Origin of the sequence: Spiroplasma endosymbiont of Acasis viretata, assembly GCF_964031275.1 — a bacterium.
Lineage (GTDB): Bacteria > Bacillota_I > Bacilli_A > Mycoplasmatales > VBWQ01 > Spiroplasma_E > Spiroplasma_E ixodetis_A.
Map to the genome: position 1 here is coordinate 913,294 of NZ_OZ035019.1, position 21,809 is coordinate 935,102.

The following is a 21,809-nucleotide window of genomic DNA, read 5'->3' on the forward strand; positions in this document are numbered from 1 at the left end:
TATTAATATTAATCTAAGCTAAGTTATTTTTTAGAAGAATTTTTGGAAGAAATAGCAGCAATTCTAGTTTTTTTAATTTCTGATTTTTTTTCTATTTTGATTTTTTCAACATGTTTTTTAAAACCACATCGATTACAATTCAATTGAATATTTTTTGCTTCTAAAAATTCGGCAATTAAAATAACCCTACCACAACGATGACAAGCAAAAGCATTTTCTGGCTTTTGTGCTAAACGAACAGATGCATATGTATCTTTCATAACTTACTCCTAACTCATATAAAATTAAAGTAATTATCTTTAGTTTTAATACTATACTTAAAACTTATCAAAGGTTAATATTAAAAAATGTGTCTAGTTATATACAAAAAAAACTTTAAGTTAAATAAACTTAATAGGAGTTTAAAAAACCAAATACTTAATTAGCCATTATTTTTTAATACTAATTTTATTATAATCATTTTTTTAAAAAAAATGTATATTATTATTTATTTATTTTATTTACATTACTAAATTATACTTTTATAAAACAATATTACAATTAAAGTAATAATTCATTTATAATTAATTATGTCTTATTAACAAACCAATTAGGGGAGAAAGTAATATGAGTAACAAAAATAATGATATTAAAATTGAAATAATACAATTAAGAAACCAAATTAAACAATGAAATTATGAATATCATGTTTTAGATGCACCTACTGTTAGTGATGAACTTTATGATAGCGCCTATCATAGATTAGTAAAATTAGAAGAACAATATCCCCAATTTAATAGTAATGATTCTCCAACTAAAACTGTTGGTAATAAACCAATTAATTCTTTAACAAAAATTTTTCACCAACAACCAATGCTAAGTTTGGGTAATGCCTTTAATTATGAAGATTTACTAAAATTTGATCAACAAATTAAAAAAACATTATCAGAAAATAACATTGAATATGTTTGTGAACTAAAAATTGATGGTCTATCAATTTCCATAACTTATGAAAAAGGAGAATTAAAAACTGCTGCTACCAGAGGTGATGGAATTGCTGGTGAAGACATTACCAATAATATTTTGACAATTAAAACAATACCAAAAATAATACCAATTAATTCTAAATTAGAAGTAAGAGGAGAAATATATTTAAGTAAAGAAGAATTTAATCGCATTAATGAAAAACAACAACAACAAAACTTACCACTCTTTGCTAATCCTCGCAATGCTGCAGCTGGTACTATTCGTCAACTTGATATTAATATTGTTAATTCAAGAAAATTAGATGGCTTTCTTTACTATTATATTAATGCTACTAATGATAATATTAAAACCCATGAACAAGCATTATTTACCTTACAAAAATATGGTTTCAAAATTAATGAACAATGACAGTTATGTAAAAATATTGAAGAAGTATGAATTTATATTCAGAAATATGAAAAGTTAAGAAATACATTACCATATGAAATTGATGGTATTGTCATTAAAATTAATGATCTAACCAGTTATGATATGTTAGGAAGAACTAATAAGGCACCAAAATGAGCAATAGCTTATAAATTTCCTGCTGTTACTAGTGTTACTAAACTTTTAGATATATTTCCAACTGTTGGTAGAACAGGAAAAATAACCTATAATGCTAGATTACAACCAGTGATAATTGCTGGTACTACCGTTACTTTTGCCACACTTCATAATGGTGATTATATTATTAATCGTGATTTACGTATTAATGATTTAGTAAGTGTTAAAAAAGCTGGTGATATTATTCCAGAAGTAATTGCACCAATTATTAGTAATCGTCAAATAAACAATATTATTTTTAAAAAAGCTATACATTGTCCGGTTTGTAAAAAAAAATTAGAACAAGTTCCGCCAGAAGTTGATCAATTTTGCATTAATAGTGACTGTCCATCACGAATTCTTAAATCATTAATGCACTTCTGTTCAAGAAATGCTATGGATATTATTGGTTTAAATGAAAAAATATTATTACGTTTTTTAGATTTAAAATGAATTAAAACTATTAGTGATATTTACAATTTAGTTAATTTACGAAAAGAAATACTATCATTACCACGTTTTGGTGAAAAATCTTTCACTAATCTTGCTAATTCAATTATTCTATCAAAACAAAATTCCTTAGAAAGACTTTTATTCGGTTTGGGAATTCGCCATGTTGGTCAAAAAACAGCAATTATTCTTGCAAAAAAATATTTAACTTTAAATAACTTAATGGAAGCAACCTTTGATGATCTAGCTAATACTAATGAAATTGGTCCAATAATCGCTACTAGTGTTATTGATTATTTCCTTAATCCTACTAATCAACAACTAATTAATAACTTGCAAAACTTTAAACTTAACTTTAATTATTTACAAAAAAACCAATCACAAGTATTGAATGGTAAAACTTTTGTCTTAACAGGAACTTTAACTAAAAGTCGTAACGAATTCATTGAATTATTAAATAACTATGGTGCTAAAATTACCAATACTATTAGTAATAATACTTCTTATTTAATTGTTGGAGAAAATCCAGGAAATAAATTAGCACAAGCACGCAAACTTAATGTTAAAATTATTAATGAAGAGCAATTACAAAATTTATTGAAAGAGGTAGCTAAAAATGGATAAAATTGAAAAGAAAATGACAACAAAAATGCTACATGAATTTGCTAACGAACTTATGTTCAATTTAAGCGAAGAACAATGTGAAAATCTTTTACTAGAATTTAAAGCTATTGAAAAACAAATGGAAATTGTAACAAATATCAATACAAATGATATTGAACCTTTAAATTACCCATTTCCTATTATTAATAATTTATTACGTTCCGATAATGTTGGAGCTCATTTAACTTCTAAAAGTGTTTTAAATATTGCTCCAGAAGTTGAAAATAATTACATTAGTATTAATCAGGTGATTAATCATGAAAATTAATTACCACCAACTTTCAATTCGTCAACTTCATGAATTATTAAAAACAAAAATACTTACTCCAGATCAATTAACTAAATTAGTATACAAACGATTAGAACAATTCAAAAAATTAAATGCTGTTGTTACTTCACTAGAACAAAATGCCATTAAACAAACAAAATTAATTACTGAACAAGAAATTAATGATAATTTATTAGCAGCAATTCCATTTGTAATGAAAGATAATATTGCTACTATTAATTTCTTAACAACAGGTTCATCAAAAATTCTTGCTAATTTTATTCCTAATTATGACAGTACTGTTAATATGTTATTAACAAATAATAAAGCCATTAATATAGCTAAAACTGCTCTTGATGAACTAGGAATGGGTGGAGATGGTTTATATGCAGCTACTGGTCATGTCTTAAACCCTTGGAATTTAAAACATATCACTGGTGGTAGTTCTAGTGGCAGTGCAGCTTTAGTCGCTGCTGGAATTGTACCATTTGCTTTAGGAACAGATACTGGTGATTCAATACGTAAACCTGCCGCTTATTGTGGTATTGTTGGTTTTAAACCAACGTATGGTTTAATTTCACGAAATGGTGTTTTTCCTTATGCTCCAAGTTTAGACACAGTTGGTATATTTACTAATCATGTCGAAGATATTGCCATTGTCTTGGATAGTATTGCTTTATTTGATGAACAAGACTTTACTAGTGTTCAAAGTAAAGAAAAAAACTATACTAAAAACTTAAATCAAAATATAGAAGGTAAAAATATTGCTATTTTAAATTATAATGATTATCAGTGAAATGATATAGTTAAATCTAGTTTTGATGAAGCAATAAAGCATTTAACTGATGGTGGTGCAAAAGTTCAACAAATTGAATTTAATAAAGAATTATTACAATCTTTATTACCAGTCTACATGATTATTTCTTTTGCTGAAGCAACCAGTTGCCATGCAAATCTAACTGGTATTAATTTTGGTGTTCGTAAAAATGGTAAAAATTATCAAGAAGTTATGACAAATTCACGAACATTTGGTTTCGGTGATATGGTAAAACGCAGATACATTATTGGTGCATATGCTTTATCTGAAAATCATCAAGAAGAATTATTTAACAAAGCTAAAAAAGTAAGAAGATTAATTGTTGAACATTTAAATACTATCTTTAAAAAATATGATGCTTTCATTATTATGCCAAATATTAATCCAGCTCCAAAAATTAAAGATGTATTAGAACAAAAAAAAGTTATTAAAAGTGAACATGATTATTTAGAAGACTTACTACTACTTTCTAACTTAAATGGTGGACCAAGCATTAATATTCCGTTAACTACTGTTAATGGTTTACCGATTGGTTTTAATATTAATGGTGCACCTTTCAATGATCAAGTTATATTGAATATTGCTTTATTTTTAAGTAAAAAAATTAATTTTAATAATAAACTACTAGGTGATAATCATGAATAATAAATATGATGTTGTAATGGGTATTGAAATCCACTGTGAATTAAAAACTAAAACTAAATGTTTTTCCAACGCCGCCAATACTTTTGGTCAAAAACCAAATACTCAAATTAATGCCATTGATTGTGGCTATCCAGGAACATTACCAACAGTTAATCAAGCTGTTATTATAATGGCAATTCAAACATGTACTGCTTTAAAAATGAATATTGATCCACTATTACGTTTTGATCGAAAAAGTTATTTTTATCCCGATTTACCTAAAGGTTATCAAATCACACAATTTTTTCATCCAATTGGTACAAACGGTGAATTACCAATAGTTGTAAATAATGAAGAATTTATTGTTAGCTTTGAACGCTTACATATTGAAGAAGACACAGCAAAACAAATTCATAATAATAAAAAAACATTACTAGACTATAATCGAGCAGGAATTCCCTTATTAGAAATTGTTACTAAACCAATTTTTAACACAAGCGAACAAGTAGTAGCATATATTAATACTCTACGTCAATTATTAATTCATTTACAAGTTAGTGATGCTAAAATGAATGAAGGTTCATTACGATGCGATATTAATATATCGTTAAAACCACATGGTAGTGATACTTTAGGTACCAAAGTTGAAATTAAAAATTTAAATTCTACACATAATATTACTTTAGCAATAAATGATGAAATTAATCGTCAAACTAATATTTTAAATAAAAAACAAAAAATTAATCTTGAAACTAGAAGATTTGATGAAAAAACTAATAAAACCATTAGCATGCGTAGCAAAGAAAATAAAATTGATTATAAATACTTTCCTGAACCAAATATTTTTCCAATTCAACTAGACGAAAAATGAATCAAAATGATTGCTAAAAATCCTCCTGAATTGCCTAAACAAATAATGGAAAGATTAAAAAAACAATACAATTTACCAATAAAAGATATTAATTTATTAATTGACAAAGTAGAAATATTAACTATTTTTGAACAAACAGTTGCCATTAATAATTTAATATTACCTACGTTTAATTATTTAGTAGGTCCTGTGCAAGCTTATTGTAATATTAATAACACTACTATTAAAAACAGCGAACTTACTGCTAATAATCTATCACAATTAGTTAGTCTAGTTTATGAGCAAAAAATTAATGATAAACAAAGTAAACAGTTATTAAATGCAATTATGATTAATAGTGAAAAAAGCCCTACCGATCTTATTAGAACATTAGGTATTACTTTAGTAAGTGATAGTAATGATTTAGAAAAAATATTAATCACAATTTTAAAAGCAAATGAAAACATGATTACTATTTATAAAGTCAATCCAGAAAAAGCATTAAAATTTTTTATGGGTCAATTAATGAAACTAACTAAAGGCCAAGCAAATCCACAAGTTTCTAAAGAAATATTAAAAAAATTGATTGAAAACTATAATTAGTTTCAATCAATTTTTAATTATGAATTTTTATATTATACTTTGAATATTTTTATTATAAATTATATACTAATATTTTATTTAAAATGGAAATGTTTAGTAATCTGTGTAACTGGTGGTTGGCGGTGGTTGGCCCTTAATTACTGGACCATTTTTGATATAAAATTCTAAATTTTAATTTGTAAAATTGGTGGTTTTAGAAATTTAGAATGTATTCTTTCATAATTATAAAACATAACATATTGATTTACATCATTTATAGCTTCATTGATGGATAAATATTGATTTGATCCTTTAGGTAGTCATTCTTGAGATAAATGAGAAAATCAGTTTTCAGATAATACATTACCACCAATATCATAAGGTTGTTTTTTGCTTAAAATTATTTGTTTATCCTCTGCTCATTTTGTGATATCCTGACAATAAAATTCGTTGGCGTTATCTGAATGTAAAATAACATTTTTTACTTGATTTCAAGAAAATTGTTTGTTGATTTTTTCAAGAGCAGGAAGAATTAAATCCTGATATGATTTATTAGGAGCAATATTATAACTAACGGTGGTTGGCCCTTAATTACTGGACCATTTTTGATATAAAATTCTAAATTTTAATTTGTAAAATTGGTGGTTTTAGAAATTTAGAATGTATTCTTTCATAATTATAAAACATAACATATTGATTTACATCATTTATAGCTTCATTGATGGATAAATATTGATTTGATCCTTTAGGTAGTCATTCTTGAGATAAATGAGAAAATCAGTTTTCAGATAATACATTACCACCAATATCATAAGGTTGTTTTTTGCTTAAAATTATTTGTTTATCCTCTGCTCATTTTGTGATATCTTGACAATAAAATTCGTTGGCGTTATCTGAATGTAAAATAACATTTTTTATTTGATTTCAAGAAAATTGTTTGTTGATTTTTTCAAGAGCAGGAAGAATTAAATCCTGATATGATTTATTAGGAGCAATATTATAACTAACAACATTATTTGAATAAAAATCAATAATTACAAAAAGATATAATCATCCTTCTTTAGTATTTATTTGTTTAGTGTCCATTGATCAAATTTGATTTGAAGAGGTTGTACTTTTATAATCTTTGTTTACTTTATCCATTGTAGGTATTCACTTATTTGGATTTTTTTTGTTTTTAGGATAGTTATTTTTAGTTTGTTTTAATCCTTGAATATTGTGTTCTTTCATAATTTTTCGCATTTGTTTTATTGATAATTCTATATTTAAAATGATATTTTTTTCTTGTTTTAATCACTCTTTAAAAGCTGAAAAAATTCTTAAATATCCATAAATTCTGCCTTTTCTTGTAGAATGAAATTCGATTAAAAGTTGGCATATTTTTTGATATTTATGATTGCATTTAATAATATGATTTTCTTCTTTTTTAATAGGTTTTTGTTTATTTTTTAAAAAGTAATATGTTGATCTGTTTAATTGAAGATATTGACATAGGTTTCTAATTGAATATTGATTTTTACAATCATCAATAATTTTAATTTTTTCTTTGATATTTAATTTGTTAATTACTAATGCTATTTGTTTAATTTTATCCATTAATAAAAATCCTTTCAGGTTAAAATTAGTGTTAATTATATAACACAATTGTTTTTAGAATACATTCAGGTTTTTTAAATTAATGGTCTAGTAAAAAGGGCTAAGTGGCAAGTGGCAAGTGGCTAAGTTCAAAACAATTATTAACTAATCCATTAGCAACTCCTAAAATTATTGGTGCTTTAATGGTATTAGTACAAGATGTTTTCAACTGAGATTATTTCGAAAATCACCCAAAAAATAAAAATAAAATAACAAATTATAAAGGAAATATAAAATTAACAAAACATGAACAAGATGCTTATAAGCATATTCAATATTATTTAAAAAATCATAAAAAAATATTAATTTTTGATAATTATTTAAGGAAATTATAAAGATGAAAGAGAAAGTAAATTATGTCAAATTAACAGTAAAACTGAGTAACAGTATTGAAGCAAAATATTACGAAAAAGGTAATAAAGGATTATATTATAGTGTTCATGGACAATGAAATGGATTAAACTATGTTACTTTAATTTTTAACAATCCAAAGCTTTATAACCGAAACAAAAACGATGAAATTATAGTAACTGGTCAAATCTTTAATACTTTAAATATTCCTAAAAATCGTGCATTTTGTTCAATTAATGTTAAATGATTTAAAAAATGAAAAGAGTAAAAAATGATATTATGAAAAATTTTATTAATAGTACCAATATTAATAACAAGTATAACACTAATAATATTTTTAATATTTATTATTAAAGAATTAAAAAATGAATATAAAGTATTGAAAATATTAAGTGAAATTGCTAATCAAATTAAAAATAAGGAGAATAATTAATGATTATATTACCTACTTTGTTTGAAAATAAAGATGAAATTGAAATATTATCACCATTTCCAAAAGCAATTCATACAAGTAATGATATTAGAGCAATTATTTTAAGACAATACCCAAATGTTAAATCAAAACACATAATTGTTTCTGACCCCGAAAGTAATGTTGCATTAATAGTTGGTGATAATTACGTTTATCAAGGTTAAATTAAAGTAACAATTAAAAAATTAGAAAATTAAAGGAAAATAAAATGATTAATGATTATGAATGACTATGATATTGTGATAGTTATGGTTCTAAAAATAATAATAGTAATCAAGAAATATATGTTTGCTCAATTAAAAAAGATACAAAATTAGGATTATGTAAAACTCATTTTAATAATTACAAAAATATAACAATTGATTATGTTATTGAAATTAAAGGAGAATAAAAAAATGAAAAAGGAAAAAATTAAAATTAGAAATTATGAATTTGAATTAAATTCTTATGTAGTAGATTCTTTATTAGATGTTATAAGAGAACTGATAAAAACAAATAAAGGAGAATAAAAATGGAAACAAATAATTATACTTTAATCAAATTAATTAGAACTGGTATAAGTCCTATTTGTGCAATGATTGGTAAAAGTGCTTATTATGGTCAAGTAATAAGTAATCCATTATTAGGTTCAATTAATAGTTTATTATTTGGTAAAAAATTAGGTTTAGATATATGAAATTTAAATCAAAGACCAAATACTAAAACTAAGTTAATTAATAGTAGTAAAAAAATATTATTAGGTTTAGGAACAATTGGATTAGCAAATTATAGTAAATGAAGTGAAAATAATATTACTCCTATTATTCCAACAACACCAACTCCAATAACTACTACAACTACAACAGAAGGTCCTCCATGATTACTATTAAATAAACAAGAAAATCAGTCATTAATGGATTGAGATACTTATATTTCATTAAATGCTTATGGTATATCAAATCTTATCAGTGGATTAACTGAATTAATTCCTAATAGATTTGAAACAATAAGAACCTGTTTAAAATCTTTTAGAGAATATGATAAAATGATTATATATTTTAAAATAAGAGGTATATATGTGTAAAAATTATCCTAGTAATGTTAGCAAAGAGCAATTTGAAAATATAAAATCAATTTTAGAAAATACTAAAAAGAGAACTAAACCAAGAAGTTTAGATTTATATGAAGTATTTTGTGCAGTTTTATATGTATTAAAAAGTGGTTGCCAGTGAAGAATGTTACCAAAAAATTTTCCAAAATGACAAATTGTATATTATTATTTTCAAGCTTGAAGTAAAAATAATAATAAAGAACCTAGTGTATTACAATTAGTTTTAAAAAAAATTAGTCAAGGCATTTCGTATCAATAATGGTAGAAAAGAACAAACTAGTTTTTGTATAATTGATTCACAAAGTGTTAAAAATACAGATACTACTAAAAATAAAGGTTATGATGCTGGTAAAAAGATTTCAGGAATAAAGCGTCATATTGCTGTTGATTCTCAAGGTTTACCACATGCAATTTACATAACCACAGCAGAAAAAACAGATCGTAATAGTGCTATAATAATGATTGAAAATGAAAAAGAGAATCTTTCTGCAGTTCAAAAAATACTAGTAGATGCTGGTTATACTGGTGAAAAATTTGCTTCTAAAATTAAAACAATTATAAATGCAAATGTTGAAGTTATAAAACGTAATGAATTACATTCTTTTGTAGTATTACCAAAAAGATGAGTTGTAGAACGAAGTTTTGCATGATTAGAAAAATGCAGAAGATTATGAAAAAATTGTGAAAAAAAATTAAATACTAGCTTACAAATGGGTAATGTTTAGTAATCTGTGTAACTTACAAAAATAACTATGTTTAATTAATTCTAGTAAATATAATTAAATGACTAGAAAGAGTGAGTTACAGATGGCTAAAAAGCAAAATATTAATAATAATGATCCAATATCAAAAGCAGTAGATTTATTATTAGAAAATACTGAAGATTTAACAACAGTTTTTAAAGAGAAAGGATTGTATAAAGAATTAACAAAAAGATTAGTAGAAAAAATGTTGAATTCTGAGATGCAAAATTATTTAGGATATGATAAGAATCAACATAGTAATAGTGACAATGCTCGTAATGGTATAAGTTCAAAAAAATTAATAACTCAACAAGGTAAAATTGAGATTGATGTACCACGAGATCGCAATAGTAATTTTAATCCTGTAATAGTTGCAAAAAGACAAAGAAGATTTGATGGTTTTGATCAACAAGTTCTTTCTTTATATGCAAAAGGAATGACATTATCAGATATTAGAATGCAATTACAAGAGTTATATCATGGTGCTGATATTAGTGAAAGTGTTATTAGCCAAATTACTGATGATGTTATTGATGATGTAAAAGCATGGCAAAATCGACCATTAGAAAGTGTCTATCCGATTGTTTATTTTGATTGCATAGTAGTGAAAGTACGACAAGATAAAAGGATTATTAATAAATCAGTTTATATAGCTTTAGGAGTTGATTTAGAAGGTAAAAAAGATGTTTTAGGTTTATGAATTAGTGAAAATGAAGGTGCTAAATTTTGATTAGCAAATTTAACAGAAATGAAAAATCGTGGCTTAAATGATATTCTTATTGCCTGCAGTGATAATTTAACAGGCATGTCAGAAGCAATACAATCAGTTTATCTTAAAACAGAACATCAATTATGCATAGTTCATCAAATTAGAAATAGTTTGAAATATGTCTCATATAAGCATAGAAAATCTCTAGTTGCAGATTTAAAACCAATTTATACTGCATGTAGTGAAGAACAAGCAATGCAGGCTTTAGAATCCTTTGAAAGTAAATGAAATAAACAATATCCTCAAATTGCTAAATCTTGATATAAAAATTGAGATAATTTAATGGTTTTTATTAGTTATCCAGTAGAAATCAAAAGAGTGATTTATACTACAAATGCTATTGAATCTGTAAATAGTCAATTACGAAAAGTCATCAGAAATAAAAAAGTTTTTCCAAATGATATGGCAGTTTTCAAAATATTTTACTTAGCAATTGAAAATATAACAAAAAAATGAACAATGCCCATTCAAAATTGAAATACAGCAATTGCTCATTTTATGATAAAATTTGAAGATAGAATTAATCTAAACTAGTACTTTGTAAAACAAAGATACACAGATTACATAAAAGCCTCTACAAATGGTTGTTCTTGCCTTTATTTCAATTTTATTGAAAAGATTTTAAACAGGTTCTAATACACTAGGTTCTTTATCATTATTTTTACTTCAAGCTTGAAAATAATAATATACAATTTGTCATTTTGGAAAATTTTTTGGTAACATTCTTCACTGGCAACCACTTTTTAATACATATAAAACTGCACAAAATACTTCATATAAATCTAAACTTCTTGGTTTAGTTCTCTTTTTAGTATTTTCTAAAATTGATTTTATATTTTCAAATTGCTCTTTGCTAACATTACTAGGATAATTTTTACACATATATACCTCTTATTTTAAAATATATAATCATTTTATCCTATTCTCTAAAAGATTTTAAACAGGTTCTTAAATCGCAAATAATTATTGATATTTTAAATGGAAAAATTATTTCAACCGCTTTTTGTTTTGGAAGCATTCATGATTTTAAATTACTTTTAAAATCTAAAACTTTTATTCATCCAGAAAAACAAGTTTTTGTTGATTCAGGTTATCAAGGAATACAAAATATTCATAAAAATACATTTTTGCCATTTAAAAAAAGTAAATACAATAAATTAATACCAATTCAAAAAGAATACAATAAAACTTTAAGCAAAATTATAATTAAAATTGAACACGTATTTGCTAAACTAAAACGTTTTAAAATTTTAACTTTAAAATATCGCAATAAAATACGAAGATTTGCATTAAGATTTAATTTCATAGCAGAAATATATAATTTTGAATTACCTTAGTTTTGCACCAAATCTAATCTACTAAATAATATTTATTTTCTTTTTTATCTAAATAAGCCACTTGCCACTTGCCACTTGCCACTTAGCCCTTTTTACTAGACCATTAATTTAAAAAACCTGAATGTATTCTAAAAACAATTGTGTTATATAATTAACACTAATTTTAACCTGAAAGGATTTTTATTAATGGATAAAATTAAACAAATAGCATTAGTAATTAACAAATTAAATATCAAAGAAAAAATTAAAATTATTGATGATTGTAAAAATCAATATTCAATTAGAAACCTATGTCAATATCTTCAATTAAACAGATCAACATATTACTTTTTAAAAAATAAACAAAAACCTATTAAAAAAGAAGAAAATCATATTATTAAATGCAATCATAAATATCAAAAAATATGCCAACTTTTAATCGAATTTCATTCTACAAGAAAAGGCAGAATTTATGGATATTTAAGAATTTTTTCAGCTTTTAAAGAGTGATTAAAACAAGAAAAAAATATCATTTTAAATATAGAATTATCAATAAAACAAATGCGAAAAATTATGAAAGAACACAATATTCAAGGATTAAAACAAACTAAAAATAACTATCCTAAAAACAAAAAAAATCCAAATAAGTGAATACCTACAATGGATAAAGTAAACAAAGATTATAAAAGTACAACCTCTTCAAATCAAATTTGATCAATGGACACTAAACAAATAAATACTAAAGAAGGATGATTATATCTTTTTGTAATTATTGATTTTTATTCAAATAATGTTGTTAGTTATAATATTGCTCCTAATAAATCATATCAGGATTTAATTCTTCCTGCTCTTGAAAAAATCAACAAACAATTTTCTTGAAATCAAATAAAAAATGTTATTTTACATTCAGATAACGCCAACGAATTTTATTGTCACGATATCACAAAATGAGCAGAGGATAAACAAATAATTTTAAGCAAAAAACAACCTTATGATATTGGTGGTAATGTATTATCTGAAAACTGATTTTCTCATTTATCTCAAGAATGACTACCTAAAGGATCAAATCAATATTTATCCATCAATGAAGCTATAAATGATGTAAATCAATATGTTATGTTTTATAATTATGAAAGAATACATTCTAAATTTCTAAAACCACCAATTTTACAAATTAAAATTTAGAATTTTATATCAAAAATGGTCCAGTAATTAAGGGCCAACCACCAAGTCTAATATTGATTTTTGATTAATTAGTATACGTTATAAAACCACCAATAAAATATTTAGAAGCACCAGCAATACTAGTAATCTCTTGAGCAAAAAGTCCACCAGTAATACTTTCATAACAACTAATTCTAAAATTAAATTTATCTAATAAAACTAAAAGTTCAGTCATTTTCAAACCTTCAATCAAATAATTTACAATACAAAAAAAGAATAAAAAAATCATAAGCCACGTTCTGTTCTTGCTTCTTGCAAGTGCTAACCATTTATCTACTATTGTAAACAATAGTTCGGTTTATTATTCATTTCTAATAAACCAATGCCCCTACCTAAATTTGGGTTTCTCGCTTGTGGGGTTTATCTCGTTCCAGCTTTTAAGTTTCCTTAAAACTCGTCTCTATGACACTTTTATAGATTAGAACCTTATTTAATAAAAAACTTAGGTTTTTGTCAGCCGTCAGAATTACTGCTTAGAGTTATCGTTTTCTCTAACACAAACATTACTTTCATCACAGAAAGTGCGAGCGTGGACTTTCCTCTACATACTAATGCAGCGATTAGCTCATTTTTTATTCTTTTAGAAGAAAATTATAACATATTTATTCTTCATGTACAATACTTTCTAATTTGCTTAATCTCGTAATAATATCAACATTTTCTACACCTTTTTCTTCTAATTTTTGTTTTTCTTGTTTTAAAACTAAAATTTGTGTTTTTAAAATATCAATTTCTTTAAGTAACTTGTAATTATTATTTTCTAAAATTGCATTTTGCTTTTTTAGTTTATTTACAAATTCTTCTAGTATTTCATAATTAGTAGCTACTAAATCAAGAAATAAATCTACTTCTTTAGAATCATAGCCTTTATAATCAACAGTAAATTCTTTATCTATAATATCCTTTTTACAAATATTCATATTTATACCTCCTTTAATTAAAAGGAAAACTATTCCAAAGTTAGTAATATTCTATATGTAAGAGGGAATTAAAATAATGTTTTATGCTAACCGCGGAATGTTTCTTGAAACTATAATTAATTATACTATTGAAATTATAAATAATGAAAAACAAGCACTAATTTTTAAACAAAATCCACCAAGTTTATATCAAAACAATAAAATTTTTAAAGAAAAAAGGGTGGTTGGCCCTTAATTACTGGACCATTTTTGATATAAAATTCTAAATTTTAATTTGTAAAATTGGTGGTTTTAGAAATTTAGAATGTATTCTTTCATAATTATAAAACATAACATATTGATTTACATCATTTATAGCTTCATTGATGGATAAATATTGATTTGATCCTTTAGGTAGTCATTCTTGAGATAAATGAGAAAATCAGTTTTCAGATAATACATTACCACCAATATCATAAGGTTGTTTTTTGCTTAAAATTATTTGTTTATCCTCTGCTCATTTTGTGATATCTTGACAATAAAATTCGTTGGCGTTATCTGAATGTAAAATAACATTTTTTATTTGATTTCAAGAAAATTGTTTGTTGATTTTTTCAAGAGCAGGAAGAATTAAATCCTGATATGATTTATTAGGAGCAATATTATAACTAACAACATTATTTGAATAAAAATCAATAATTACAAAAAGATATAATCATCCTTCTTTAGTATTTATTTGTTTAGTGTCCATTGATCAAATTTGATTTGAAGAGGTTGTACTTTTATAATCTTTGTTTACTTTATCCATTGTAGGTATTCACTTATTTGGATTTTTTTTGTTTTTAGGATAGTTATTTTTAGTTTGTTTTAATCCTTGAATATTGTGTTCTTTCATAATTTTTCGCATTTGTTTTATTGATAATTCTATATTTAAAATGATATTTTTTTCTTGTTTTAATCACTCTTTAAAAGCTGAAAAAATTCTTAAATATCCATAAATTCTGCCTTTTCTTGTAGAATGAAATTCGATTAAAAGTTGGCATATTTTTTGATATTTATGATTGCATTTAATAATATGATTTTCTTCTTTTTTAATAGGTTTTTGTTTATTTTTTAAAAAGTAATATGTTGATCTGTTTAATTGAAGATATTGACATAGGTTTCTAATTGAATATTGATTTTTACAATCATCAATAATTTTAATTTTTTCTTTGATATTTAATTTGTTAATTACTAATGCTATTTGTTTAATTTTATCCATTAATAAAAATCCTTTCAGGTTAAAATTAGTGTTAATTATATAACACAATTGTTTTTAGAATACATTCAGGTTTTTTAAATTAATGGTCCAGTAATTAAGGGCCAACCACCAGTGGCAAGTGGCAAGTGGCTATTTTCAATTGCTAAATAAAATATTTTAAAAACTGCCATATCATTAGGAAAAACTTTTTTATTTCTGATAACTTTTCGTAATTGACTATTTACAGATTCAATAGCATTTGTAGTATAAATCACTCTTTTGATTTCTACTGGATAACTAATAAAAACCATTAAATTATCTCAATTTTTATATCAAGATTTAGCAATTTGAGGATATTGTTTATTTCATTTACTTTCAAAGGATTCTAAAGCCTGCATTGCTTGTTCTTCACTACATGCAGTATAAATTGGTTTTAAATCTGCAACTAGAGATTTTCTATGCTTATGAGACATATTTCAAACTATTTCTAATTTGATGAACTATGCATAATTGATGTTCTGTTTTAAGATAAACTGATTGTATTGCTTCTGACATGCCTGTTAAATTATCACTGCAGGCAATAAGAATATCATTTAAGCCACGATTTTTCATTTCTGTGAAATTAGATAATCAAAACTTAGAACCTTCATTTTCACTAATTCATAATCCTAAAACATCTTTTTTACCTTCTAAATCAACTCCTAAAGCTATATAAACTGATTTATTAATAATCCTTTTATCTTGTCGTACTTTCACTACTATGCAATCAAAATAAACAATCGGATAAATACTTTCTAATGGTCGATTTTGCCATGCTTTTACATCATCAATAACATCATCAGTAATTTGGCTAATAACACTTTCACTAATATCAGCACCATGATATAACTCTTGTAATTGCATTCTAATATCTGATAATGTCATTCCTTTTGCATATAAAGAAAGAACTTGTTGATCAAAACCATCAAATCTTCTTTGTCTTTTTGCAACTATTACAGGATTAAAATTACTATTGCGATCTCGTGGTACATCAATCTCAATTTTACCTTGTTGAGTTATTAATTTTTTTGAACTTATACCATTACGAGCATTGTCACTATTACTATGTTGATTCTTATCATATCCTAAATAATTTTGCATCTCAGAATTCAACATTTTTTCTACTAATCTTTTTGTTAATTCTTTATACAATCCTCCCTCTTTAAAAACTGTTGTTAAATCTTCAGTATTTTCTAATAATAAATCTACTGCTTTTGATATTGGATCATTATTATTAATATTTTGCTTTTTAGCCATCTGTAACTCACTCTTTCTAGTCATTTAATTATATTTACTAGAATTAATTAAACATAGTTATTTTTGTAAGTTACACAGATTACTAAACATTACCAAAAGTAATGTTGATTATAATGGAGTTTATCATGGTAAATATTTGTGTTTTGAAGCAAAAAGTACTAAGTCTTTAACATTACCATGAAATAATTTTAAAAAATATCAACTTGAATACTTAGAAAATGCTTTTTATCTTAATGCTATTAGTTTTGTTATTATTTATTTTTCACAACATAATGCCTTTTTCTTAGAACCTGTTTAAAATCTTTTCAATAAAATTGAAATAAAGGCAAGAACAACCATTTGTAAGCTAGTATTTAATTTTTTTTCACAATTTTTTCATAATCTTCTGCATTTTTCTAATCATGCAAAACTTCGTTCTACAACTCATCTTTTTGGTAATACTACAAAAGAATGTAATTCATTACGTTTTATAACTTCAACATTTGCATTTATAATTGTTTTAATTTTAGAAGCAAATTTTTCACCAGTATAACCAGCATCTACTAGTATTTTTTGAACTGCAGAAAGATTCTCTTTTTCATTTTCAATCATTATTATAGCACTATTACGATCTGTTTTTTCTGCTGTGGTTATGTAAATTGCATGTGGTAAACCTTGAGAATCAACAGCAATATGACGCTTTATTCCTGAAATCTTTTTACCAGCATCATAACCTTTATTTTTAGTAGTATCTGTATTTTTAAGACTTTGTGAATCAATTATACAAAAACTAGTTTGTTCTTTTCTACCATTATTGATACGAAATGCCTTGACTAATTTTTTTTAAAACTAATTGTAATACACTAGGTTCTTTATCATTATTTTTACTTCAAGCTTGAAAATAATAATATACAATTTGTCATTTTGGAAAATTTTTTGGTAACATTCTTCACTGGCAACCACTTTTTAATACATATAAAACTGCACAAAATACTTCATATAAATCTAAACTTCTTGGTTTAGTTCTCTTTTTAGTATTTTCTAAAATTGATTTTATATTTTCAAATTGCTCTTTGCTAACATTACTAGGATAATTTTTACACATATATACCTCTTATTTTAAAATATATAATCATTTTATCCTATTCTCTAAAAGATTTTAAACAGGTTCTTAGTTTTTTGAGAAAAATTAAAATTTTTAAAAGTTCAAAAAAAAAGCACTGACATATAAAAAAAATAGAACAAAATGGATATAAATTAGAAATTATATATCCATTTTATCTTGATTTTTTAAAATTTTTAATTTAAGAAACTAAAGTTTCTGTTTGTTGATTAGTATGTTTTTTAAATTCAGAACTAGCTTTAAATTTAGGTGCTTTAGAAGCACTAATTACAATAGATTCACCAGTTTGGGGATTACGACCTGTTCTTGCTTCACGAATAATAGTTTCAAATATTCCAAATTTTGGTATATTAATTTTACCACCATTTGCAACTTCAACTTTTATCTCTTCAAAAAATAAATCAATAATATTAGTCGCTAAGGCAATTGTGACGTCAGACTTTTGCGCCACTATCTTAATAATTTCTGTCTTTGTTTTAGAATTACTTTTTGCCATAAAAGATTTCCTCCTAATGTTTTAAGAATTATAATTATAATGTCTATTATAGATATTATTATAACTACGTTATCTTCAAACCAATTTAAAAATGTTACTGGTCTGTAATCAAATTATATAGTAACATTTTATAAAGTGAACCATAAAATGTATTTTTTTTCTAAAAAAATGATAAAATTACTTTAGTTAAGTATCATTTTTCACCGCAAGTGTAAAGTTTGATAATTTTTTATTTTCTATGATAAGATATATTAAGATTTATATTTATTTATAAATCATTAATTTTTTAATATTTAAGAAGTTCGTGGAAGAATGGTTTTAAATGAATATTTCATATAATTTTTATGTTAAAAAAATTTTTTATGCTTGTTATGTTAAAAATGTTGTTTTACCTATTGATATTTTAAAAAATGAAAGAAATAAATTAGGTATAAAGAATATTGGTAATGTTACTAAGTTAAGAAATAATAATGTTCGTACTAAATGTAAATTAGTTCAAAAAGCATTACATAATTTTTATAATGCAAGAATTTTAAGTTTTTTAACCTTAACTTATCATAAAAATGAAACTGATATTAAAAAAGCAAAACATGACTTACAATTATTTTTTAAACGTTTAAAACGTTGATGAAATGACCCTAAACGTTCTAAACATTTAGGTGAATTAAGATATTTTTATGTTTATGAATATCAAAAGCGTGGTGCAGTTCATTTTCATATATTATTTAATCGTAAAATACCTTATAGTATGATAACTACATGATGACCACATGTTGGTAATAATAAAGGTATTGATTTAAAAGTAGTACATAAAGGTACAAATGAATTTGTAGTTAAATATTTAAGTAAATATGTAACAAAAGTACAAGAGAATATTAAATCTTTGAATCAAAAAGATGTTGGTGTTCAAACATATTCTTTTAGTAGAAATTGGTGGTTGGCCCTTAATTACTGGACCATTTTTGATATAAAATTCTAAATTTTAATTTGTAAAATTGGTGGTTTTAGAAATTTAGAATGTATTCTTTCATAATTATAAAACATAACATATTGATTTACATCATTTATAGCTTCATTGATGGATAAATATTGATTTGATCCTTTAGGTAGTCATTCTTGAGATAAATGAGAAAATCAGTTTTCAGATAATACATTACCACCAATATCATAAGGTTGTTTTTTGCTTAAAATTATTTGTTTATCCTCTGCTCATTTTGTGATATCTTGACAATAAAATTCGTTGGCGTTATCTGAATGTAAAATAACATTTTTTACTTGATTTCAAGAAAATTGTTTGTTGATTTTTTCAAGAGCAGGAAGAATTAAATCCTGATATGATTTATTAGGAGCAATATTATAACTAACAACATTATTTGAATAAAAATCAATAATTACAAAAAGATATAATCATCCTTCTTTAGTATTTATTTGTTTAGTGTCCATTGATCAAATTTGGGTAATGTTTAGTAATCTGTGTAACTTACAAAAATAACTATGTTTAATTAATTCTAGTAAATATAATTAAATGACTAGAAAGAGTGAGTTACAGATGGCTAAAAAGCAAAATATTAATAATAATGATCCAATATCAAAAGCAGTAGATTTATTATTAGAAAATACTGAAGATTTAACAACAGTTTTTAAAGAGGGAGGATTGTATAAAGAATTAACAAAAAGATTAGTAGAAAAAATGTTGAATTCTGAGATGCAAAATTATTTAGGATATGATAAGAATCAACATAGTAATAGTGACAATGCTCGTAATGGTATAAGTTCAAAAAAATTAATAACTCAACAAGGTAAAATTGAGATTGATGTACCACGAGATCGCAATAGTAATTTTAATCCTGTAATAGTTGCAAAAAGACAAAGAAGATTTGATGGTTTTGATCAACAAGTTCTTTCTTTATATGCAAAAGGTATGACATTATCAGATATTAGAATGCAATTACAAGAGTTATATCATGGTGCTGATATTAGTGAAAGTGTTATTAGCCAAATTACTGATGATGTTATTGATGATGTAAAAGCATGACAAAATCGACCATTAGAAAGTGTCTATCCGATTGTTTATTTTGATTGCATAGTAGTGAAAGTACGACAAGATAAAAGGATTATTAATAAATCAGTTTATATAGCTTTAGGAGTTGATTTAGAAGGTAAAAAAGATGTTTTAGGTTTATGAATTAGTGAAAATGAAGGTGCTAAATTTTGATTAGCAAATTTAACAGAAATGAAAAATCGTGGCTTAAATGATATTCTTATTGCCTGCAGTGATAATTTAACAGGCATGTCAGAAGCAATACAATCAGTTTATCTTAAAACAGAACATCAATTATGCATAGTTCATCAAATTAGAAATAGTTTGAAATATGTCTCATATAAGCATCGAAAATCTCTAGTTGCAGATTTAAAACCAATTTATACTGCATGTAGTGAAGAACAAGCAATGCAGGCTTTAGAATCGTTTGAAAGTAAATGAAATAAACAATATCCTCAAATTGCTAAATCTTGATATAAAAATTGAGATAATTTAATGGTTTTTATTAGTTATCCAGTAGAAATCAAAAGAGTGATTTATACTACAAATGCTATTGAATCTGTAAATAGTCAATTACGAAAAGTTATCAGAAATAAAAAAGTTTTTCCTAATGATATGGCAGTTTTTAAAATATTTTATTTAGCAATTGAAAATATAACAAAAAAATGAACAATGCCCATTCAAAATTGAAATACAGCAATTGCTCATTTTATGATAAAATTTGAAGATAGAATTAATCTAAACTAGTACTTTGTAAAACAAAGATACACAGATTACATAAAAGCCTCCAAATTTGATTTGAAGAGGTTGTACTTTTATAATCTTTGTTTACTTTATCCATTGTAGGTATTCACTTATTTGGATTTTTTTTGTTTTTAGGATAGTTATTTTTAGTTTGTTTTAATCCTTGAATATTGTGTTCTTTCATAATTTTTCGCATTTGTTTTATTGATAATTCTATATTTAAAATGATATTTTTTTCTTGTTTTAATCACTCTTTAAAAGCTGAAAAAATTCTTAAATATCCATAAATTCTGCCTTTTCTTGTAGAATGAAATTCGATTAAAAGTTGGCATATTTTTTGATATTTATGATTGCATTTAATAATATGATTTTCTTCTTTTTTAATAGGTTTTTGTTTATTTTTTAAAAAGTAATATGTTGATCTGTTTAATTGAAGATATTGACATAGGTTTCTAATTGAATATTGATTTTTACAATCATCAATAATTTTAATTTTTTCTTTGATATTTAATTTGTTAATTACTAATGCTATTTGTTTAATTTTATCCATTAATAAAAATCCTTTCAGGTTAAAATTAGTGTTAATTAT

General features: G+C 24.3%; 26 protein-coding genes, 1 other RNA gene and 2 pseudogenes. 17 read left to right on the plus strand and 12 right to left on the minus strand.

Annotation, left to right across the window (positions count from 1 at the left end):
- Nucleotides 1–23 precede the first annotated feature (23 nt).
- Entirely contained in the window at nucleotides 24–260 is a 237-nt protein-coding gene (locus AAHM96_RS05035; protein ID WP_281748081.1) for a hypothetical protein, read from the minus strand.
- Between the two features lie 346 nt (nucleotides 261–606).
- Here AAHM96_RS05035 and ligA point away from each other — a divergent pair, with 346 nt between their 5' ends.
- From ligA to gatB, 4 genes are read left to right on the plus strand one after another with little or no spacing between them, the layout of a single operon-like run.
- On the plus strand, nucleotides 607–2,622 hold the full coding sequence (gene ligA / locus AAHM96_RS05040) for an NAD-dependent DNA ligase LigA (protein ID WP_342272839.1): 2,016 nt from the start codon (nucleotides 607–609) through the stop codon (nucleotides 2,620–2,622).
- Nucleotides 2,615–2,929 carry an Asp-tRNA(Asn)/Glu-tRNA(Gln) amidotransferase subunit GatC gene (gene gatC / locus AAHM96_RS05045; protein ID WP_286640705.1) on the plus strand — a complete coding sequence of 105 codons (315 nt, stop codon included), beginning with the start codon at nucleotides 2,615–2,617 and terminating at the stop codon, nucleotides 2,927–2,929. The genes ligA and gatC overlap by 8 nt, the downstream gene beginning before the upstream one ends.
- Complete coding sequence (locus AAHM96_RS05050; protein ID WP_342272840.1) at nucleotides 2,919–4,391, plus strand: amidase family protein; 1,473 nt, start codon at nucleotides 2,919–2,921, stop codon at nucleotides 4,389–4,391. Before gatC ends, AAHM96_RS05050 begins: the two co-directional genes overlap by 11 nt.
- Complete coding sequence (gatB, locus tag AAHM96_RS05055) at nucleotides 4,384–5,823, plus strand: Asp-tRNA(Asn)/Glu-tRNA(Gln) amidotransferase subunit GatB (protein ID WP_342272841.1); 1,440 nt, start codon at nucleotides 4,384–4,386, stop codon at nucleotides 5,821–5,823. The genes AAHM96_RS05050 and gatB overlap by 8 nt, the downstream gene beginning before the upstream one ends.
- Before the next feature lie 597 nt (nucleotides 5,824–6,420).
- Here the strand turns inward: gatB and AAHM96_RS05060 are convergent.
- On the minus strand, nucleotides 6,421–7,398 hold the full coding sequence (locus AAHM96_RS05060) for an IS3 family transposase (protein WP_342272797.1): 978 nt from the start codon (nucleotides 7,396–7,398) through the stop codon (nucleotides 6,421–6,423).
- A gap of 104 nt (nucleotides 7,399–7,502) precedes the next feature.
- Between AAHM96_RS05060 and AAHM96_RS05065 the strand changes: the two genes are divergently transcribed.
- The 7 genes from AAHM96_RS05065 (at nucleotide 7,503) to AAHM96_RS05095 (ending at nucleotide 11,396) form a co-directional block, all read left to right on the plus strand.
- Nucleotides 7,503–7,772 (plus strand): hypothetical protein, encoded by a 270-nt coding sequence (locus tag AAHM96_RS05065; protein ID WP_342272842.1) that lies wholly within the window; start codon nucleotides 7,503–7,505, stop codon nucleotides 7,770–7,772.
- 2 nt (nucleotides 7,773–7,774) lie between these two features.
- Nucleotides 7,775–8,056, plus strand: coding sequence for a hypothetical protein (locus tag AAHM96_RS05070; protein ID WP_342272843.1), 282 nt, complete (start codon nucleotides 7,775–7,777; stop codon nucleotides 8,054–8,056).
- A 164-nt stretch (nucleotides 8,057–8,220) separates the two neighbouring features.
- A complete protein-coding gene (locus tag AAHM96_RS05075; RefSeq protein WP_342272844.1) occupies nucleotides 8,221–8,424 on the plus strand; it encodes a hypothetical protein in 204 nt (67 codons plus the stop codon).
- 44 nt (nucleotides 8,425–8,468) lie between these two features.
- Nucleotides 8,469–8,651 carry a hypothetical protein gene (locus AAHM96_RS05080; protein WP_342272845.1) on the plus strand — a complete coding sequence of 61 codons (183 nt, stop codon included), beginning with the start codon at nucleotides 8,469–8,471 and terminating at the stop codon, nucleotides 8,649–8,651.
- Between the two features lie 120 nt (nucleotides 8,652–8,771).
- Entirely contained in the window at nucleotides 8,772–9,323 is a 552-nt protein-coding gene (locus tag AAHM96_RS05085; protein WP_342272846.1) for a hypothetical protein, read from the plus strand.
- Nucleotides 9,316–10,075, plus strand: a protein-coding gene (locus AAHM96_RS05090) for an IS5 family transposase (protein ID WP_342272847.1) whose coding sequence is annotated in 2 segments (ribosomal slippage) — nucleotides 9,316–9,576 and nucleotides 9,578–10,075 — 759 coding nt in all. Because the reading frame shifts where the segments join, the coding sequence is not laid out codon by codon here. Before AAHM96_RS05085 ends, AAHM96_RS05090 begins: the two co-directional genes overlap by 8 nt.
- An 82-nt stretch (nucleotides 10,076–10,157) precedes the next feature.
- Nucleotides 10,158–11,396, plus strand: a complete 1,239-nt coding sequence (locus tag AAHM96_RS05095; RefSeq protein ID WP_342273672.1) for an IS256 family transposase — start codon at nucleotides 10,158–10,160, stop codon at nucleotides 11,394–11,396.
- 126 nt (nucleotides 11,397–11,522) lie between these two features.
- On the opposite strand, the pseudogene AAHM96_RS05100 reads toward AAHM96_RS05095, so the two are convergent.
- Nucleotides 11,523–11,744: pseudogene (locus AAHM96_RS05100) on the minus strand (transposase); the annotation flags it as partial.
- A 32-nt stretch (nucleotides 11,745–11,776) separates the two neighbouring features.
- Between AAHM96_RS05100 and AAHM96_RS05105 the strand changes: the two are divergent.
- Together AAHM96_RS05105 and AAHM96_RS05110 are read left to right on the plus strand one after the other, a co-directional pair.
- Nucleotides 11,777–12,199 carry a transposase family protein gene (locus AAHM96_RS05105; protein ID WP_342273725.1) on the plus strand — a complete coding sequence of 141 codons (423 nt, stop codon included), beginning with the start codon at nucleotides 11,777–11,779 and terminating at the stop codon, nucleotides 12,197–12,199.
- Between the two features lie 186 nt (nucleotides 12,200–12,385).
- Entirely contained in the window at nucleotides 12,386–13,363 is a 978-nt protein-coding gene (locus tag AAHM96_RS05110) for an IS3 family transposase (protein ID WP_342272762.1), read from the plus strand.
- Between the two features lie 64 nt (nucleotides 13,364–13,427).
- Here the strand turns inward: AAHM96_RS05110 and AAHM96_RS05115 are convergent, their stop codons facing one another.
- The 3 genes from AAHM96_RS05115 to AAHM96_RS05125 form a co-directional block, all read right to left on the minus strand.
- On the minus strand, nucleotides 13,428–13,577 hold the full coding sequence (locus AAHM96_RS05115) for a CinA family protein (RefSeq protein ID WP_342272848.1): 150 nt from the start codon (nucleotides 13,575–13,577) through the stop codon (nucleotides 13,428–13,430).
- Between the two features lie 48 nt (nucleotides 13,578–13,625).
- Nucleotides 13,626–13,975: RNase P RNA component class B (gene rnpB, locus AAHM96_RS05120), an RNA gene on the minus strand.
- A 29-nt stretch (nucleotides 13,976–14,004) separates the two neighbouring features.
- Nucleotides 14,005–14,322 (minus strand): DivIVA domain-containing protein, encoded by a 318-nt coding sequence (locus tag AAHM96_RS05125; RefSeq protein WP_281749393.1) that lies wholly within the window; start codon nucleotides 14,320–14,322, stop codon nucleotides 14,005–14,007.
- 76 nt (nucleotides 14,323–14,398) lie between these two features.
- On the opposite strand from AAHM96_RS05125, the gene AAHM96_RS05130 reads away from it, so the two are divergent.
- Entirely contained in the window at nucleotides 14,399–14,557 is a 159-nt protein-coding gene (locus AAHM96_RS05130) for a hypothetical protein (protein WP_342272849.1), read from the plus strand.
- 27 nt (nucleotides 14,558–14,584) lie between these two features.
- Here AAHM96_RS05130 and AAHM96_RS05135 read toward each other — a convergent pair whose 3' ends face one another.
- Together AAHM96_RS05135 and AAHM96_RS05140 are read right to left on the minus strand one after the other, a co-directional pair.
- On the minus strand, nucleotides 14,585–15,562 hold the full coding sequence (locus AAHM96_RS05135) for an IS3 family transposase (protein ID WP_342272797.1): 978 nt from the start codon (nucleotides 15,560–15,562) through the stop codon (nucleotides 14,585–14,587).
- A 54-nt stretch (nucleotides 15,563–15,616) separates the two neighbouring features.
- Nucleotides 15,617–16,837, minus strand: a pseudogene (locus AAHM96_RS05140) (IS256 family transposase).
- Nucleotides 16,838–16,925: 88 nt separating this feature from the next.
- Here AAHM96_RS05140 and AAHM96_RS05145 point away from each other — a divergent pair.
- Entirely contained in the window at nucleotides 16,926–17,135 is a 210-nt protein-coding gene (locus tag AAHM96_RS05145) for a Holliday junction resolvase RecU (protein ID WP_342273726.1), read from the plus strand.
- Here the strand turns inward: AAHM96_RS05145 and AAHM96_RS05150 are convergent.
- Nucleotides 17,132–17,921 (minus strand): IS5 family transposase gene (locus tag AAHM96_RS05150; protein ID WP_342272850.1). Its coding sequence is split into 2 segments (ribosomal slippage): nucleotides 17,132–17,659 and nucleotides 17,661–17,921, totalling 789 coding nucleotides; the frame shifts between segments, so codons are not numbered across the junction. The two genes, AAHM96_RS05145 and AAHM96_RS05150, sit on opposite strands and share 4 nt — an antisense overlap.
- A gap of 199 nt (nucleotides 17,922–18,120) precedes the next feature.
- Nucleotides 18,121–18,435: an HU family DNA-binding protein gene (locus tag AAHM96_RS05155; protein ID WP_281749389.1), complete on the minus strand. Its 315-nt coding sequence runs from the start codon at nucleotides 18,433–18,435 to the stop codon at nucleotides 18,121–18,123.
- Nucleotides 18,436–18,757: 322 nt separating this feature from the next.
- Here AAHM96_RS05155 and AAHM96_RS05160 point away from each other — a divergent pair, with 322 nt between their 5' ends.
- Nucleotides 18,758–19,414 carry a rolling circle replication-associated protein gene (locus tag AAHM96_RS05160; RefSeq protein ID WP_342272851.1) on the plus strand — a complete coding sequence of 219 codons (657 nt, stop codon included), beginning with the start codon at nucleotides 18,758–18,760 and terminating at the stop codon, nucleotides 19,412–19,414.
- Here the strand turns inward: AAHM96_RS05160 and AAHM96_RS05165 are convergent.
- Entirely contained in the window at nucleotides 19,411–19,878 is a 468-nt protein-coding gene (locus AAHM96_RS05165; protein ID WP_342272852.1) for a DDE-type integrase/transposase/recombinase, read from the minus strand. The genes AAHM96_RS05160 and AAHM96_RS05165 overlap by 4 nt on opposite strands.
- A 106-nt stretch (nucleotides 19,879–19,984) precedes the next feature.
- On the opposite strand from AAHM96_RS05165, the gene AAHM96_RS05170 reads away from it, so the two are divergent.
- Nucleotides 19,985–21,223 carry an IS256 family transposase gene (locus tag AAHM96_RS05170; RefSeq protein WP_342273710.1) on the plus strand — a complete coding sequence of 413 codons (1,239 nt, stop codon included), beginning with the start codon at nucleotides 19,985–19,987 and terminating at the stop codon, nucleotides 21,221–21,223.
- Here AAHM96_RS05170 and AAHM96_RS05175 read toward each other — a convergent pair.
- Nucleotides 21,210–21,770, minus strand: a complete 561-nt coding sequence (locus tag AAHM96_RS05175) for a hypothetical protein (RefSeq protein ID WP_342272853.1) — start codon at nucleotides 21,768–21,770, stop codon at nucleotides 21,210–21,212. The two genes, AAHM96_RS05170 and AAHM96_RS05175, sit on opposite strands and share 14 nt — an antisense overlap.
- Nucleotides 21,771–21,809: the final 39 nt, after the last annotated feature.